The organism is Sphingobacterium rhinopitheci, assembly GCF_022627575.1.
In the GTDB taxonomy this organism is placed as follows: Bacteria; Bacteroidota; Bacteroidia; order Sphingobacteriales; family Sphingobacteriaceae; genus Sphingobacterium; species Sphingobacterium rhinopitheci.
In genome coordinates this window covers 89227-105505 of record NZ_JADEYQ010000006.1, presented here as the reverse complement: position 1 = coordinate 105505, position 16279 = coordinate 89227, and the positions used below count along the sequence as shown (strand labels likewise).

The window sequence follows — 16279 nt, the reverse complement described above, 5'->3', positions numbered from 1 at the left end:
ACAATGAAATTATCTAAATATATACTATATTATTTGATGTTACCGCTGGTGCTAATTAGCTGTAATGCCAAACAAGAATCTAACAGTGCTGACGCTCACAATGAAGAGGAGGAGCACGAAGAAGTAATTACTATAACAGAGTTGACACCGGAACAACTAACATCTGTTGGTATTGAGGTAGGAATTATTGAAATGATGAATATTTCTAATACTGCCAAGATAAATGGTGTTTTGCGTGTTCCGAATAACAATAAAGCGATCGTAGCTGCTTTCTTTGGCGGGACTATAAATTCAGTGAATGTGCAAGAAGGCGATTATGTGAAAAAAGGTCAAGTGATAGCTTCAATCACAAATCCTGAATATATCAATACGCAAGAGCAGTATTTGATGGTAAAGAATCAGATATCTTATGCAGAACAGGAGTTTGTGCGCCAACAAGAATTGTTTGATAATGGAGCTGGAGCAAAGAAGAATTTACAAAGTGCAGGTACTCAGTTGAAAGATCTGCGTACACAACAAGCAGCATTAACAAAACGTTTACAGCTTATGGGTATTAATGTTAACACTATAAGTAATAGTAATATTCGCAATGGTATGACTATTGTATCTCCTATTAGTGGGGTCGTTAGTAATATTACAGCACAGATTGGGGCTTATGTAGATGTGTCTTCTCATGTAGCAGAGATTATAGATAATGCGGCAATTCACCTAGATCTACAGGTTTTTGAAAAGGATATTGCTAATATTATGATTGGACAGTTGGTCAATTTTACATTGACGAATAATCCGAATAAAATATATAATGCCAAAGTATATAAGATAGGTTCTTCTTTTGAAAATGATAGTAAGACAATTTCTGTTCATTGTAGTATTCAGGGCGATAAGAAGGGATTGATAGATGGAATGACTATTGTAGGGAGATTAAACCTAGGCGATAATATGCTAATGGCAGTTCCTAATACCGCTATAGTAGATGCGGATGGTAAGTCTTATATTTTTGTGAAAACGGATAAAGAAATTGAGGAGAAACCACACGTACATGTAGAAGGAGAGGAGCATGCGCATGATGAGGAAGAGACAAAAAATGGAAATATTAGATTTGAGAAAATAGAAATTGTTAAGGGTATTTCAGATTTAGGTTATACTGCTATCACACCTGTCGTTGATCTGCCTAAAAATACAGTAATAGTAACTAAGGGTTCGTTTTTTGTAAATGCAAAAATGAATAATACAGGGGAACATGAACACTAAATAGCTAATAATTATGAGCAATACATGTTGTACAGTAGATGGAGATGAGCATACTTCTCTGCATAATACTAATACAAAAAAAGATTTAAAAGAGGATAAGAATGAAAAGCTAAAGATGTTCTTACCTTCTATTTTTTCCTTATTTGTATTATTAATAGGTTTATCATTTGATCATTATTTTCAACCAGCATGGTTTGAAGGTTCTGTTCGTGTGATCTGGTATATTATCGCCTATTTGCCGGTAGGCTTTCCAGTGATCAAAGAAGCACTTGTGAGTATTCGCAAAAAAGATGTTTTTTCGGAATTCTTACTGATGTCCATTGCTACGATTGGTGCTTTTTCTATTGGAGAGTATCCTGAGGGGGTAGCTGTAATGCTTTTTTATGCTGTTGGAGAGGCTTTTCAAGGAATGGCGGTCAAACGGGCTAAACTAAATATTAAATTACTTTTGGATCAACGTCCCGACGAAACAACAATTATAGATGGAAGTATAGCAACCACCATAAGAGCAGCGGATGTGAAAATTGGTGATATCATTCAACTTAAAGCTGGCGAAAAATTAGCTTTAGATGGGGTATTGCTATCAGAGCGTGCTTCCTTTAATACGGCAGCACTGACAGGCGAAAGTAAGCCAGATACCAAAAAATATGGTGAACCTATTCTTGCAGGCATGATCAATTTGGATAGACTTTGTCAAGTCAAGGTAACTACGGCATATGAAGATAGTAAGCTGAGTAAAATATTGGAGATGGTCGAAAAGGCTACCGCACAAAAAGCGCCCGCTGAACTGTTTATCCGCAAATTTGCACGTATTTATACACCTATAGTTGTATTTTTAGCTTTTGCAATTGTTATTGTTCCTTTCTTTTTTGTTACCTATTATCAATTTAGTGATTGGCTGTATCGTGCTTTGGTATTTCTGGTTATTTCTTGTCCATGTGCCTTAGTAATATCTATTCCTTTGGGATATTTTGGAGGTATTGGAGCTGCCAGTAGGCATGGTATCTTATTCAAAGGGTCCAACTATTTGGATAAAATAGCTACAATCCAAAATGTAGTCATGGATAAAACTGGAACGATGACAGAGGGGGTATTTAATGTGCAAGAAATCTTATTTGATGCTAATTTTGATAAAGAAGAGATTCTTACTTATGTCAATGCACTGGAGGGATTAAGCTCTCATCCTGTTGCTACAGCAATTCACGAGTTTGTGGGGCCTGTTGATCCCCAGATTGCGTTAGATAATACAGAGGAGATCGCTGGATATGGATTGCGTGCTTTTGTAAATCAAAAAGAATTATTGGTGGGGAATTTTAAACTTATGGATAAGTTTAATGTTCCTTATACTGTTGATCCTTCTTCGATTGTCTATACATTGATCGCTGTTGCTTACGGTGGTGAATTTGTTGGATACATTACTATTGCCGATCGAATTAAGGATGATGCTCAAGTGGCTATTTCCAGACTCAAGTCATATGGGGTAAAGACGGTTATGCTTAGTGGAGATAAGCGTAATGTCGTCGAATATGTAGCTAAAGTATTAGGTATAGATGAAGCTTATGGTGACTTATTGCCAGAGGAAAAAGTGGTTAAAGTTAAAGCTATAAAAGCCAACAATAGCACTGTGGCATTTGTCGGCGATGGTGTAAATGATGCTCCTGTGGTCGCCTTAAGTGATATCGGGATTGCTATGGGTGGGTTAGGGTCTGATGTAACAATAGAAACGGCTGATGTCGTGATTCAAGATGATATGCCTTCAAAAATTGCTACCGCAATTGATATTGGAAAGTATACTAAAAAAATTGTATGGCAAAATATTACCCTAGCTTTTGTCGTTAAAGGAATTGTATTAATATTAGGTGCTGGAGGGATAGCTACGATGTGGGAGGCTGTATTTGCAGATGTCGGAGTAGCTTTATTGGCAATTTTAAATGCTATTCGTATTCAACGAATGAAGTTTTGATCGCCTTTGATTACTTCATAATTATAAAAGCTTAATCACCTGATTAAGCTTTTATATCTATGTAAAGATTGATATACTAAAGAATCAAAATTTATAAATGCTTATTTTCCCTCTCGCTCAATATCAATCAGTGGTATTGATTTTTTTATTTTTTTCTCGATAACCGTAAAATGATGTAATTCACTTGGCGTAATCAATGAAATGGCTGTTCCTATATTATCAGCACGCCCAGTTCTTCCGATGCGGTGTATATAATCTTTTGGTGAGCGTGGCAATTCGTAATTGATTACAAAGGGAAGGTTATTAATGTCGATCCCGCGAGCCATTAAGTCCGTAGCAACCAATACACGTAATTTTCCAGCTTTGAAAAGTGATAAAGATTCGGTTCTTGATCCTTGGCTTTTTTTTCCATGAATTGCCCTTGCTTTGATATTATTTTTACAAAGCTTATTCACAATTGCATCTACTTGAAATATTGAGGACGCAAATATCAAAACTTGTTGCATATCCTGCTTCTCAATTAATTGACGTAGATATGGACCTTTTTTTTCTGGTGAAACTAAATAGGCTAATTGATTAATTGAATCGATAGGAGCTTCTTCTAGTTCATCGTCTTCTATTTTTATGATGGTAGGATCTTTTAATACTAGTTGATTTATATTTTCTAGATCACTATTTAAGGTAGCAGATAATAGGATATTTTGTCTTTTTCTCGGTAATAACGAAATGATTTTATCCACTTCTTCCTTAAATCCTAAGCTTAACATTTTATCTGCTTCATCCAATACTAGCATTTGAATACTTGACAGATGGACAGCGTTAGATTCTACTAATTCTATCAATCGACCCGGTGTAGCAATGAGAACATTGACGCCCTGCATAGCAATCATCTGTGGATTTATAGAACTACCACCGTATACGGCCAATGTTTTGATAGGCGGAGTTAGATTTTTAGCTAATGATGTAAAAACCCCTTTAATCTGTTCCGCCAATTCACGTGTCGGAACTAGGATTAATGTATTAATATGGCGATTCTTTGCAGGTTCTACATGCCCAAGGTTCATGATTAAAGGCAATACATAGGATGCGGTTTTTCCGGAGCCAGTTTTAGCGATGGCGAGAACATCCTTTTTATTCATGATAGCTGGTATAGCAGCTAATTGAATAGGGGTAGGTATAGTAAAATGTTCATCTGCCAAATTTTTTAATAAAGCGGGAGATAAACCTAAGGATTCAAAAGACATATTAAATTTTTAACAAAAATAAGAAAATATATGACAACGATTAGCACAGTACACCAATAGCTGTATACATATTAAGGTATTTAGAAATCTAATCAGCCACAAATTCGTAAAATGCTCGTAACTAATTCTTTTATGGAGATAATATCTGTAAACAAATTTTAATGATGTATTAAATACAGATATTCAATAGCAATAAATTTTATAGCATATTTTATTTTAATACACTGCTGATTTTGAAATATCACAGTAATTGCTCGGATTTGAAGACAATAGATGATAAGAAATTCACTTTTATCAGGTAAATATTTCAGCTATTTCTAATCATGAATAGGTAGTACTATAATTAACAAAGCCCATTAATCTTTTGGATGTCATGGGCCTGTAGTGTTTATTTCTTTCTTGATTTTACAATTTTATATGATATAAAAAGTAAAATTAGCCAAATTGGAATTAATTCAACAGATATTTTTAATCCTGTAAACCACATCATCACCAATACTCCAACTAAGAATAGTAGGGATATGATATTGCTAATAGGGTAGAATAGAGTGGGGAATTTAGTTTTTATACCTTCTTTAATCTTCTGCTTTTTAAAGTGAATGTGTGTCCACGAAATCATAATCCAATTGATGATTAAAGAGGAGACAACTAAAGACATTAAGATATCTAATGCTTTATCTGGGATAATCTTATTAATTAAAATAGTAACTCCTACTAATGCTGCAGATACCAAAATTGCGGCTATAGGAGAGTGATTTTTGTTTACTTTTTTCAAAAATTTAGGCGCATTACCTTGATCTGCTAAACCATATAGCATTCGTGAATTGCTGTATACACAGCTGTTGTAAACAGATAGTGCCGCAGTAAGGACAATTACATTTAATACGTTTGCAAGTATTTTTGTGAATGAGTAAGTTGTTTCACCTATCGTAAAGTTAAAGGTATTTAAACTATTAAAAACCTCCACAAATGGACTTGTCTCTGCAGTGATAGTACGCCAAGGCATTAATGCAAATAAGATGAATAGCGCTCCTACATAAAAAATAAGTATACGTATCAATACTTGATTAGTAGCTTTAGGAATGTTTTTCTCTGGATTCTCTGCTTCCGCAGCTGTAATCCCAACAAGTTCTAAGCCACCAAAAGAAAACATTATAACAACCAAGGCCGCTAAAAGCCCTTGAAATCCTCCTTCACCATTTGATTCAAACCAGCCTTTGGGAAAAAAGCCCCCATCATTATACAGATTAGCTACTGTGGCTTGTGGACCTGCGCTACCAGATATTAATAAATAGGAACCGAAGATGATCATGGCTATAATAGCTACGACCTTTATGATTGAAAACCAAAATTCCGTTTCTCCATATACTTTTACAGACGCTAAATTGATAGCATTAATTACTATAAAGAAGAATAAACTAGATGCCCATAATGGGATTTCGGGCCACCAAAATTGAACGTATACACCTATTGCTGTTAGTTCGGCCATACTTACGAGTACATAAAGTACCCAATAGTTCCAGCCTGAGGCAAAACCCGCAAAAGGACCCCAGTATTTGTTAGCAAAGAAAGAGAAGCTACCAGAAACAGGTTCTTCGACAACCATCTCGCCCAATTGTCGCATAATGAAAAATGCAATTATTCCAGCAATTGCATAACCTAATATTACGGATGGTCCAGCTAGAATTGCCGCTTTGCCTATACCCAAAAAGAGGCCTGTGCCGATAGCACCTCCTAAAGCAATAAGCTGGATATGTCTATTGCTTAATCCTCGTTTCAATCCTTTTTCGTTATTATTTTCGCTCACGTTGAAGGTTATTATTATTTGATCAAATGCTTATTGAGATTTTTAAACCTAAAAAATATTCTCAAACTATTTATTATTTCTTTTATACTAAATTAACTATTCAAAATATGTATTATCGGTGCTTATTGATATAAGACCACGCTATTCTTGACCATGACTATTTACAGTATATAGATACTATAATACTAGTATTATTAATGATCGTAAATCAGCTTTTTACGTATAATACAAAGTGTTTTTATAAAATCGTCTACAAGATAAATAATACGATTTGTTTTTAAAGTAGATTGTTTATAAAAAAATATGAACCTAGATTATTTAAGTAGCTTCTATTATTTATTATGCTACGGTATAATAAAGGATAGGTCGTAATTATTAGCTGTTTATGGTTTTAATAGGCTTAATGAAGGTTGAGTTTGGTGTGATTATTTTTTTTTCATTTTGTTCTACTTGCAAATATTATTACATATAAAAGGTCTTTCTAATATGGAAAGACCTTTTATATGTAATGTATTATTTTTAAAAATTTTGCATTTCAGCTTTTATCTTTTCTTGAAGGCTAGTGCCGATTGGAACTAGAGGTAATCTTACATAGTCTGTACCTATACCTTTTTGTTGCAAGATGTATTTAACACCACAAGGGTTTCCTTCAGCAAAGCACATGTCGGTGATTGCTAATAGTCTATTGTGGTAATTTCGAGCTTCTTGATAGTTGCCTTCTAATGCTAATTTTGTAAGTGTAGATACTTCTTTAGGATAGGCATTGCCTACAACAGAAATAATACCTGCAGCACCTATTGCTATCATCGGTAGTGTTACAGGGTCATCACCCGAGATTAATAAAAACCCTTCTGGCTTATCTCTTAATATTTCATTGAATTGCGCAAAACTGCCCGAAGCTTCTTTAGTAGCAACAATATTATTAAATTCTTTTGCTAGGCGTATAGTTGTAGCTGGGCTCATATTACTGCCTGTTCTTCCCGGTACATTATATAAAATAATAGGCAGTGCGGAAGCGGTGGCTATTGCTTTATAATGTTGGTAGATTCCTTCTTGTGTAGGTTTATTATAATAAGGTGAAACGGATAAAATAGCACAGTATCCTGGTATATCAAAATTTTTGACTTGATCTACGACCTCTATGGTATTATTGCCACCAATACCTGCTACTAAAGGAATTCTGCCATTTACTTTTTCAGAAGTGAACTTCCAAACTTGCTTCTTCTCATCAGTGGATAATGTTGCCGTCTCACCTGTAGTGCCCAAAGACACTAAATAATTCATTCCTTCATTGATTTGAAAATCGATTAGGTTGCCTAATGATTCAAAATCTATTGATCCGTCTGTGTTAAAAGGGGTAACTAATGCTACTCCTGCGCCCTGAAGCTCGTTCATTGTAATGTAATATATTTATTAATTAATTTATCATTTCTAATAGTTCTTGATCAGAAATAATAGGTACACCTAATTTTTCAGCTTTCGCTAATTTTGAAGGACCCATTTTATCTCCCGCCACCAAGTAGTTTAATTTTGCAGATATGCTACTTATCATTTTGCCACCGTGAGATTCAATTAGCGCTGCCAAATCTTCGCGGGAGTATTCTGCAAAAACACCCGATATTAGAAATGTCTTGCCTGATAAGTTCTCCCCAGCTAAAATGACTTCTTTTTCTTCAATTTCGAATTGCAATCCCAAATCTTTCAACAAACGCAATTCGTAGTTGTTTTCTTCAATTTTTAGAAAATTGTGAATGCTTTCCGCTATACGAATACCAATATCTTGTACAGTAGCAATCTCTTCAATGGTTGCAGCACGAATAGCGTCAATATTTTTGAAATGCAAAGCTAATTTCTTAGCTACAGTTTCGCCAACATGTCTGATCCCTAAAGCAAATAAAACCTTCTCAAAGGGTTTTTCCTTAGATAACTCAATACCTGCCAGCATATTTTGAATGGACTTTTGTCCAAATCGTTCAATATTAACGAGTTGCTCTTTTCTGTCTTTTAATGTATAGATATCCGTTATTTTTTGGATTAATCCTAATTTGTAAAAAGTCTCTATTGTTTCATCACCTAAGCCTTGAATATCCATCATTTTGCGGCCGATGAAGTGTTGTAATTTACCTACAATTTGTGGTTTACAACCTATTTCATTTGGACAGTAGTGAACAACTTCTCCTTCTTGTCGAACAAGATCAAAACCACATTCTGGGCATTGCGTAGGGTAGACGATAGCCGATGAATTCTCTTTTCTTTTATCAAGATTTACCGCTATTATTTTTGGAATGATTTCACCACCTTTTTCGACATATACTGTATCTCCTTCATGCAAATTCAATCGTTCAATTTCATTGGCATTATGTAGGGAAGCACGTTTTACCGTTGTACCAGCTAACAGGACAGGCCTAAGATTTGCTACAGGCGTAACAGCACCCGTACGGCCTACTTGATACGTTACTTGCTCCAAAATAGTCTCTACACGCTCAGCTTTGAATTTGAATGATGTGGCCCAACGGGGTGATTTTGCAGTGAAGCCTAATTCCTCTTGGTAGGCATACTCATTTACTTTAATAACTATTCCATCAATATCAAAACTCAAATTGTGACGCTCAGTATCCCAATAATGGATAAAGTCAATCACTTGATCGATAGAACTACATAGTTTACTATGTTCAGATACATGGAAACCCCATTGTTTTACAGCTGCTAAGCTTTCCCAATGTGTTTGAAAAGTTTTATTTCTATTCTCCATGTACAAGAAATACAAGAAGCAATCTAATGGACGTTTAGCTACTTCGCGTGAATCCTGTAATTTGATCGTTCCTGATGCAAAATTTCGAGGATTGGCATAGGTTTGTTCATCGTTTTCCTCACGCTCTTGATTTAAGCGTACAAAAGCAGACTTATGCATGAAAATCTCCCCTCTAATTTCGAATAAATCGGGAAAATTTTGTTGTTTCAGTTGATGTGGTATGCTACGAATAGTTTTTACATTATTTGTGACATCATCACCTTGCATTCCATCACCTCTGGTGATAGCTTGTTTTAACATGCCATTTTCATAGGTGATAGCTATTGATAATCCATCAAACTTTAACTCGCATACATATTCTACAGGATGACCGATTCCTTTTTGAACGCGTTCGTCAAAATCACGTAGATCTTCCTCATTGTATGTATTACTAAGGGAAAGCATCGGCCAGCGATGTTTTACGGTAGTAAATTTAGAAGTGATATCTCCACCTACTTTTAGAGTAGGTGAGTTGGGGTCGCGATATTCGGGATGTTGATTTTCTAGAGATTCTAATTCTTTAAGTTTCTGATCGAAGTCATAATCCGAAATAACAGAACTAGCCAATACATAATATTGGTAATTATATTCGTTTAATTCTGCTGTTAATTGTTCGATTTTTGTTTTAATATCTTGCGACATGATGAGCGAAATTAATAAAATTTAGAAGGTAAAAATAATTTTTACCTTACTTTTTATTTTATAAAAAATAAGGTAAATTGTTGATATTCTGAAGATATATGACTGTTAAAAATTATTGACAGGTAAGTCTGAGAATTTTTGAATTTTATTCACGTAAAAGTCCCAGATGATGGATTTTTTATAAATTCCTTTTTTGTTCTCTGTTTTGGAATATTTCTTTCGCTTAGCAGCATTCTTAAAGAAATGCAAGAAAAAATACTGATGTGCCTTGCTTATGGCCCATGCATCTTTGAATTTTCTTTGTGCCATAAAACTACATAATGCTAGTAAATCTAACCACAAACGTATAAATATAATCCACACTGCTTTGCCTAAAGGAAGGTTCTTTTGAAGCATCACTAAGTTGTTGCGGAAGTTTAAATATGTCTTCTTTGGATTACTGGCATTCAAAGTGCCACCACCGACGTGATAGACAATACTGTCGGGACAATAACCAACTTTATAGCCTGATTTTTTAAGCCTCCAGCATAAATCTATTTCTTCCATATGTGCAAAGAAATCTGCATCAAATCCATTCAATTCTTTCCATACCTGTGCACGAATAAATAATGCTGCTCCTGTAGCCCAAAAAATCTCCTGTTCTTGGTCATATTGCCCATTGTCCATTTCGGTATACTGCATGATCCGGCCTCGGCAGAATGGGTACCCATATTTATCGATATATCCGCCCGCGGCACCGGCGTGCTCAAAAGTATCTTTTTTGTGGTAAGCGCGAATCTTAGGCTGTGCTGCAGCATAGTTTTCTCTTTCCATCATACTGATGATGGGCTCAATCCAATTATGCGTTACTTCGACGTCCGAGTTTAGAAGCACATAATAATCGGCATCTACCTGCGTCAATATTTTGTTGTATCCACCAGCGAAACCATAATTTTTGTCGTTTTTTATGATTCTTATTTTTGGATAATATTCCTCTACAAAAGCAATAGAGTCATCTGTAGAAGCATTGTCGCCTATTATGAATTCTATATTGCTATAGTGACTATTATATATAGATGGTAGAAATTTCTCTAAGAAATATTTATTGTTCCAATTCAATATTACTACGGCTACCTTTGGTGTCTGTTTCATACTTTATCTCTTCTCTGTCTTTTCCAACGATTATGTGACCACATCCAATATTGTGGCTCTTCACGAATTATTTTTTCCGTGTAATTGTTGTGAATTTGTGTTATCTCATATTGCGAATATGACGTAGGGTCTTCAACCAAAGTGGTGAATTTGCAATAATAAAATCCTCTTTCGGCTTTTCTTCTTATTTCACAGAAAATAACGGGGTTGCCCGTCATCTTTGATATTCTTTCTGTACCAGTGTATACAAGGCTTTCTTGATTCATAAATTGCATGAAATAATCTGAATCCTGATATATTGGAGTTTGGTCCGCAGCAAATACACTGATATGTGGCTTATTCTTTAATTTTACGATATGTCTTAATATTTGCTTCATGGGCACCATAGTAGCACCATATTTTGTCCTAATATTATTAAAGATAGTATCAAAATCTTTATTATTTAGTGGCTTATATATTATTAATTTTGGAAAATCTGTCATTAATGACAATCGATGGATTGCCAATTCCCAATTGCAATAATGTGATGTAACACAGATAACACCTTTCTCTTTATCAAAATGGCGGTATAGCTCTTCTGCATTCACGAGCTCTATTCGTTTTAAAACTTCTTCCTTGGATATAGAAATCATTTTTATAGTTTCTACCATTACATCAGGAAGGTATTTGTAAAATTTCTTTGCTATAGCTCGAATCTCTACTTCACTCTTTTCAGGGAACGAATTATATAGGTTTTTGTAAACTATTTTTTTACGGTATCCAAGGATGTAATACAACAATACAAATATCATATCCGAGATAAGATATAATAACCAAAAGGGCATTTTGGAAATTAACCATAGCATGGAAGATAGTATGTTTTTATTCATGTATATGCTTTGTCGAGTTTTAGTGCACAAATATCCTTAATTTAAGTTATTTTTGCCGATAATTTTAAAGTTAATTTTGAACATGTCTAATTCTATCATATTATCGAGTCTTTATCTTCCGCCTATCTCTTACTTGCATGCTATTCAAAAGCATGATGTTCCAGTGAAAATTGATCCCTATGAGCATTTTCAAAAGCAAACATACCGTAGTCGTACATGTATAGGTACCGCTAATGGTGTTTTGGATTTATTCGTTCCGATAGAACATGGGCGCAAGCAACGCGTAACGATGAAAGAAGTGCGTATCAATGATGATCACGATTGGCAACGTTTGCATTGGCAAAGTATTCAGACTGCTTACCGTAGTTCTGCATATTTTGAGTATTATGAAGATGATTTTCATACGTTCTATAATCAAAAATATGATTTCTTATTTGATTATAATATCAAACAATTAGAATTAATATTTAAGGTGTTAAAGATTAAAAAGCCTATCGAATTTACAGACCTTTATGTAAAGGATTATGACGATGCTTTTGATTATCGTAATACTATTCATCCAAAGAAAGAAACTGTCTATTTGAATCAAAAACCGTATTATCAGTTGTTTGAAGATAGAACAGGTTTTATTCCTAATTTAAGTGTTATAGACTTGATTTTTAATCAAGGGCCACAAAGTAAAAACTACTTATAAAATATGGTGTTGTCCAGCTTAAGTTTTTTTAGCTGGACAATACTAATATAATAGATAGGGTGAAATAATATTTTTCCAATCCTTATCTTCCAATTTGGGGTTAATATTTCCTTCTTTTAAGAGATCAAATGCATTTGGTATACCAATAAGTAGATCCAGATGATTTTTGCCTTCTGGATTTACATTTGTATAATAGTTTCTTTCTTGAAGTTTATTAGGGAATAATTTGTTTATTATCTTTATTACCTTTAAGAAATAAGAAAATGATTGAAAGGTGCTTGGCTGATTAGGTATAATACGCAAGCCATGGCAGACTTGTTCTGCATATAAGCTAATCGATGGTGTGTATTTGACTATTTGTACTTGAGCATTACCGATTTTTTGCTTTTTTATCTCTTGATATAATATTTCAGCGTCTATCCAAGGGGCTCCAAATTGCGAAAATGGATATTCTGACCCTCTTCCTTCATTGATGTTCAAACCCTCAAATAGGCAAGCACCAGCATATGTGTATGTTGTTTCCCTATGTTGAATAGCTGGTGAAGTAGGAAAGAAGCTGTAGCCGCAATTGCTTAATCGATCCCAATTTTCCATCTTTATAACCTCTAAATGTGTATTTGGATATATTGTAGCCTTAAAATATCGTGCTAGTTCGCCAAATGTACACTGATGGGTAACTGGTATTGGAAAGCGGCCTATAAATGAAGCGCATTGTTGGTTTAAAATTGGCCCTTCGGCGAGATCGATATTGTGTGCCATTGGATTGGGGCGGTCGAGAATAATAACGCGTTTGTCATATTTCTCACAAGACTCTAAGATGTAGCTCATTGTCCATAAATAGGTGTAAAATCTACTGCCGATATCAGGAAGGTCCACAAGTACAATATCTACATCAAAAAGGTCTTCTTCTGATGGCATCAACTTATTGCTATATAGACTTACAATAGGTAATCCTGTTAGCTCGTCTATTTGATGATTGATGAAAGCGCCATCTACACCTTTTGTGTCAAAACCATGCTCTGGTGCAAATAATTTTACTAAGGACAAACCTGATTGTTGAAGTGCTAATCTAGAATGTATTCCGTTAGCGGTAACACTTACTTGGTTGCATAATAAAGCGATTTTTAAACCCTTGTAATTATTAGCATTATCTATAATTACATCTACTCCAAACTTAGTTTGTGAATTCATAATGCTAAAATAACAAAATGTTTTAGAGCCCTTTTTCAAAAGATTCTTTATTGTGAAAATAACAACTATTTTATTTAATACTAATGATTTTATCTATAGTCTAAGTAATTGTAATTAACGTATAGTTGTTTTTAAAATTTATTGTATAATATTATGCATAAAGAATATTTTAATGTTTTTTTTTAATATTTTTGTAGCGAGGAAAGGCTTTTTTCTTTCTACCTTGAGAGATATACAAAGAAAACTAAATAATTATTATTAGCTGATTTTTATAATACTTGTAATCTTTTATTTTTTTATAACAACAATTATTCTAGGGTTAGAATGGAGGTACAGCGCATTGTATTAATTGACGATAATAGTATTTTTTGCTTTATTTTTCAAAAATTAGTAGAGAAATATGATAATGGTAGAATAGAAGTAATTGTCTTTGATAATGGAAAGAGTGCGTTGGACTATTTTATAGAAAATGCAACCGAAACTAATTTGATGCCTAAAGTAGTATTTGTAGATATTAATATGCCTATTTTGAATGGATGGCAGTTTTTGGATGCTTTAGTTTTGCATAATCATGAAATACTAACTAAGTCGCCTTTTTTTATCGTTAGTTCCTCGGATAATGATATTGATATTAATAAATCTAAAGAATATCCTTTCGTAAAAGGATATTTCAATAAGCCCTTGGATAAGGATAAATTGTTTTCTGTACTAGATGCTTATTTTAAATAATTAAAATATACTTGTAACGTGAGTTTAACTTTAAATAGTGGACGTCCTGTGGTACGCCTTCGTGCTTTTAGAGCACTAGATGACCCAAAAGCATGTGAATTGTTTATTGAGGGACATGCTAATGTGTTAACAGCGATTGGTGTTAAAAAGGTGACTTCTTCAAGAAATGATTGGATGTTTAATCCAGGAGCATTTGTTCTAATAGTCGAGTCATTAGATGGCCAGTTCGTATATGGAGGTGCTAGGGTTCATGTATCGGGAGGATCTCAACCTTTACCTATCGAAGAAGCTACCGGAAAATTGGATAATAAAATATTTGATTTAGTCTGGCAATATGCTCAATATGGAACCGGAGAAGTATGCGGGCTATGGAACTCAAGGGAGATTGCTGGATATGGAGTAGGGAGTATTTTTTTGACGAGAGCTGCTGTTGCGATTTCTACTCAGATAGGTCTTCAGTCCTTATTTGCGCTTTGTGCGCCATATACTGTTAAGATGGCAGAAAGTGTTGGTTATAAATTAGAATCTAGTGTTGGTAATGACGGTACATTTTATTACCCCAAATTGGATTTAATAGCTACGACCATGCTATTGCCTGATGTAAAGGAACTTTCTTTAGCAGAAGATTTAGAGCGCATTGCTATTAATCGGATGCGTAATAATCTTACTATTAACAGTGTCGAGCTTTTAAGAAAGAAAGAAATTGAAATCGAATATCAGATTGAATTACCATTTATGGATAAATGGAATTTGAAGGAGGTTATTAGCAAATTGAAAGATATACATAAAGAAACTATATTAAATGCTGATGAGCCTCAAATTTTCATTTAACCTCATATCATTAGTTTATTATAAACCAAGTACATTTACCAATGATTACTTCATTTAAACCTATTATTTTTAGATTAGATAATTTAATTGATTTCAATTCATTAAATGATTTAAAAATATCTAATTCTGATATGGCTATTTATGACACCATTGAGGATCAGTTAGTTGATCTTTATAAGGTTCGTAATCCTGATAAATCTACAATAGATAAAAGTGAATATGAAGATTTTATCCATAATGAACTCCTCGGAAGATCATTAGCCTATTACGGTGCATGGGTATATTATCCTTGGGCTAATCGTCTCGTTCATTTATTAGATGAGCAAGAGTTTTTTGAAGTCAGAACTAATAGAAACAATAATAAAATATCTCCGGAAGAGCAAGCAATCCTTAAAGATAGGAGTGTAGGTATAATTGGACTTTCCGTAGGTCAATCTGTAGCATTGACCATAGCCATGGAGCGTGTCTGTGGCAAGCTTCGCTTAGCTGATTTTGACACTATTGAGCTAAGTAATCTGAATAGAATACGCACATCAGTACATAATCTTGGTCTATCTAAAGTTATTGTTGTTGCTAGAGAAATAGCTGAGATAGATCCTTATTTGGAAGTTGAAGTATTTATGGAGGGGCTTAATGCTTCAAATATGAAGGACTTTTTTCTAAAAGACGGTCAGTTAGACGTATTAATTGAGTTATGTGATAGTCTGGATATGAAGTTATCCAGTCGATTATTAGCACGTGAATATCAGATTCCGGTAGTAATGGAAACGAATGATCGTTGTATGGTAGATATTGAAAGATTTGATGTAGAAGGTACTCGTGGTATTTTACACGGCTTAATTAGCGAAACTGAATTGGCCAATCTAAATGATTTATCACCTGAAGCTAAATTACAATTAATTTTGAAAATTGTGGATAAAGACAGATTGTCACCTAAGATGATTGAAGCATTCTCACAAATGGGGAAAACGATACGTTCGTGGCCACAATTAGCTTCATCTGTTACGATGGGTGGCGGAATAACTACCGACATAGTAAGACGTATTTTATTAGGTGAAAAGTGTATTTCTGGACGTTGGTATTTTGATGTAGAGGATATATTAAATACTGATCCAATAGAATTTATTAATTAAAAG

13 protein-coding genes are annotated in these 16279 nt (G+C 34.2%); 6 read left to right on the top strand and 7 right to left on the bottom strand.

The features are described from left to right. Positions 1–3 precede the first annotated feature (3 nt). Together IP023_RS08200 and IP023_RS08195 are read left to right on the top strand one after the other, a co-directional pair. On the top strand, positions 4–1251 hold the full coding sequence (locus tag IP023_RS08200) for an efflux RND transporter periplasmic adaptor subunit (RefSeq protein ID WP_241789782.1): 1248 nt from the start codon (positions 4–6) through the stop codon (positions 1249–1251). Between the two features lie 13 nt (positions 1252–1264). After that, positions 1265–3214, top strand: a complete 1950-nt coding sequence (locus IP023_RS08195; RefSeq protein WP_241789781.1) for a heavy metal translocating P-type ATPase — start codon at positions 1265–1267, stop codon at positions 3212–3214. Positions 3215–3315: 101 nt separating this feature from the next. Here IP023_RS08195 and IP023_RS08190 read toward each other — a convergent pair whose 3' ends face one another. From IP023_RS08190 to IP023_RS08165, 6 genes are all read right to left on the bottom strand, one after another. After that, the gene (locus IP023_RS08190; protein WP_241789780.1) at positions 3316–4458 is read right to left on the bottom strand and encodes a DEAD/DEAH box helicase; all 1143 of its coding nucleotides are present in this window, start codon (positions 4456–4458) and stop codon (positions 3316–3318) included. A 388-nt stretch (positions 4459–4846) separates the two neighbouring features. Continuing rightward, complete coding sequence (locus IP023_RS08185) at positions 4847–6265, bottom strand: amino acid permease (protein WP_241789779.1); 1419 nt, start codon at positions 6263–6265, stop codon at positions 4847–4849. 519 nt (positions 6266–6784) lie between these two features. Then, entirely contained in the window at positions 6785–7660 is an 876-nt protein-coding gene (gene dapA / locus IP023_RS08180; RefSeq protein WP_241789778.1) for a 4-hydroxy-tetrahydrodipicolinate synthase, read from the bottom strand. 22 nt (positions 7661–7682) lie between these two features. After that, positions 7683–9698: an NAD-dependent DNA ligase LigA gene (gene ligA / locus IP023_RS08175; protein WP_262914386.1), complete on the bottom strand. Its 2016-nt coding sequence runs from the start codon at positions 9696–9698 to the stop codon at positions 7683–7685. A 105-nt stretch (positions 9699–9803) separates the two neighbouring features. Then, positions 9804–10829, bottom strand: coding sequence for a glycosyltransferase family 2 protein (locus tag IP023_RS08170; RefSeq protein WP_241789777.1), 1026 nt, complete (start codon positions 10827–10829; stop codon positions 9804–9806). Next, positions 10826–11698 carry a lysophospholipid acyltransferase family protein gene (locus tag IP023_RS08165; RefSeq protein WP_241789776.1) on the bottom strand — a complete coding sequence of 291 codons (873 nt, stop codon included), beginning with the start codon at positions 11696–11698 and terminating at the stop codon, positions 10826–10828. The genes IP023_RS08170 and IP023_RS08165 overlap by 4 nt, the downstream gene beginning before the upstream one ends. Positions 11699–11780: 82 nt before the next feature. Here IP023_RS08165 and IP023_RS08160 point away from each other — a divergent pair, with 82 nt between their 5' ends. Next, positions 11781–12392, top strand: coding sequence for a WbqC family protein (locus IP023_RS08160; RefSeq protein ID WP_241789775.1), 612 nt, complete (start codon positions 11781–11783; stop codon positions 12390–12392). A gap of 42 nt (positions 12393–12434) precedes the next feature. On the opposite strand, the gene IP023_RS08155 is transcribed toward IP023_RS08160, so the two are convergent. Beyond that, on the bottom strand, positions 12435–13583 hold the full coding sequence (locus IP023_RS08155; protein ID WP_241789774.1) for an exo-beta-N-acetylmuramidase NamZ family protein: 1149 nt from the start codon (positions 13581–13583) through the stop codon (positions 12435–12437). Positions 13584–13907: 324 nt separating this feature from the next. Between IP023_RS08155 and IP023_RS08150 the strand changes: the two genes are divergently transcribed. Genes IP023_RS08150 through IP023_RS08140 form a run of 3 tightly spaced genes read left to right on the top strand, consistent with a single transcriptional unit; the run spans position 13908 to position 16276 of the window. Next, positions 13908–14312, top strand: a complete 405-nt coding sequence (locus IP023_RS08150; RefSeq protein ID WP_241789773.1) for a response regulator — start codon at positions 13908–13910, stop codon at positions 14310–14312. Positions 14313–14330: 18 nt separating this feature from the next. Beyond that, a complete protein-coding gene (locus IP023_RS08145) occupies positions 14331–15143 on the top strand; it encodes a hypothetical protein (RefSeq protein ID WP_241789772.1) in 813 nt (270 codons plus the stop codon). A 41-nt stretch (positions 15144–15184) separates the two neighbouring features. Next, on the top strand, positions 15185–16276 hold the full coding sequence (locus tag IP023_RS08140) for a ThiF family adenylyltransferase (RefSeq protein ID WP_241789771.1): 1092 nt from the start codon (positions 15185–15187) through the stop codon (positions 16274–16276). The last annotated feature ends 3 nt before the right edge of the window (positions 16277–16279 follow it).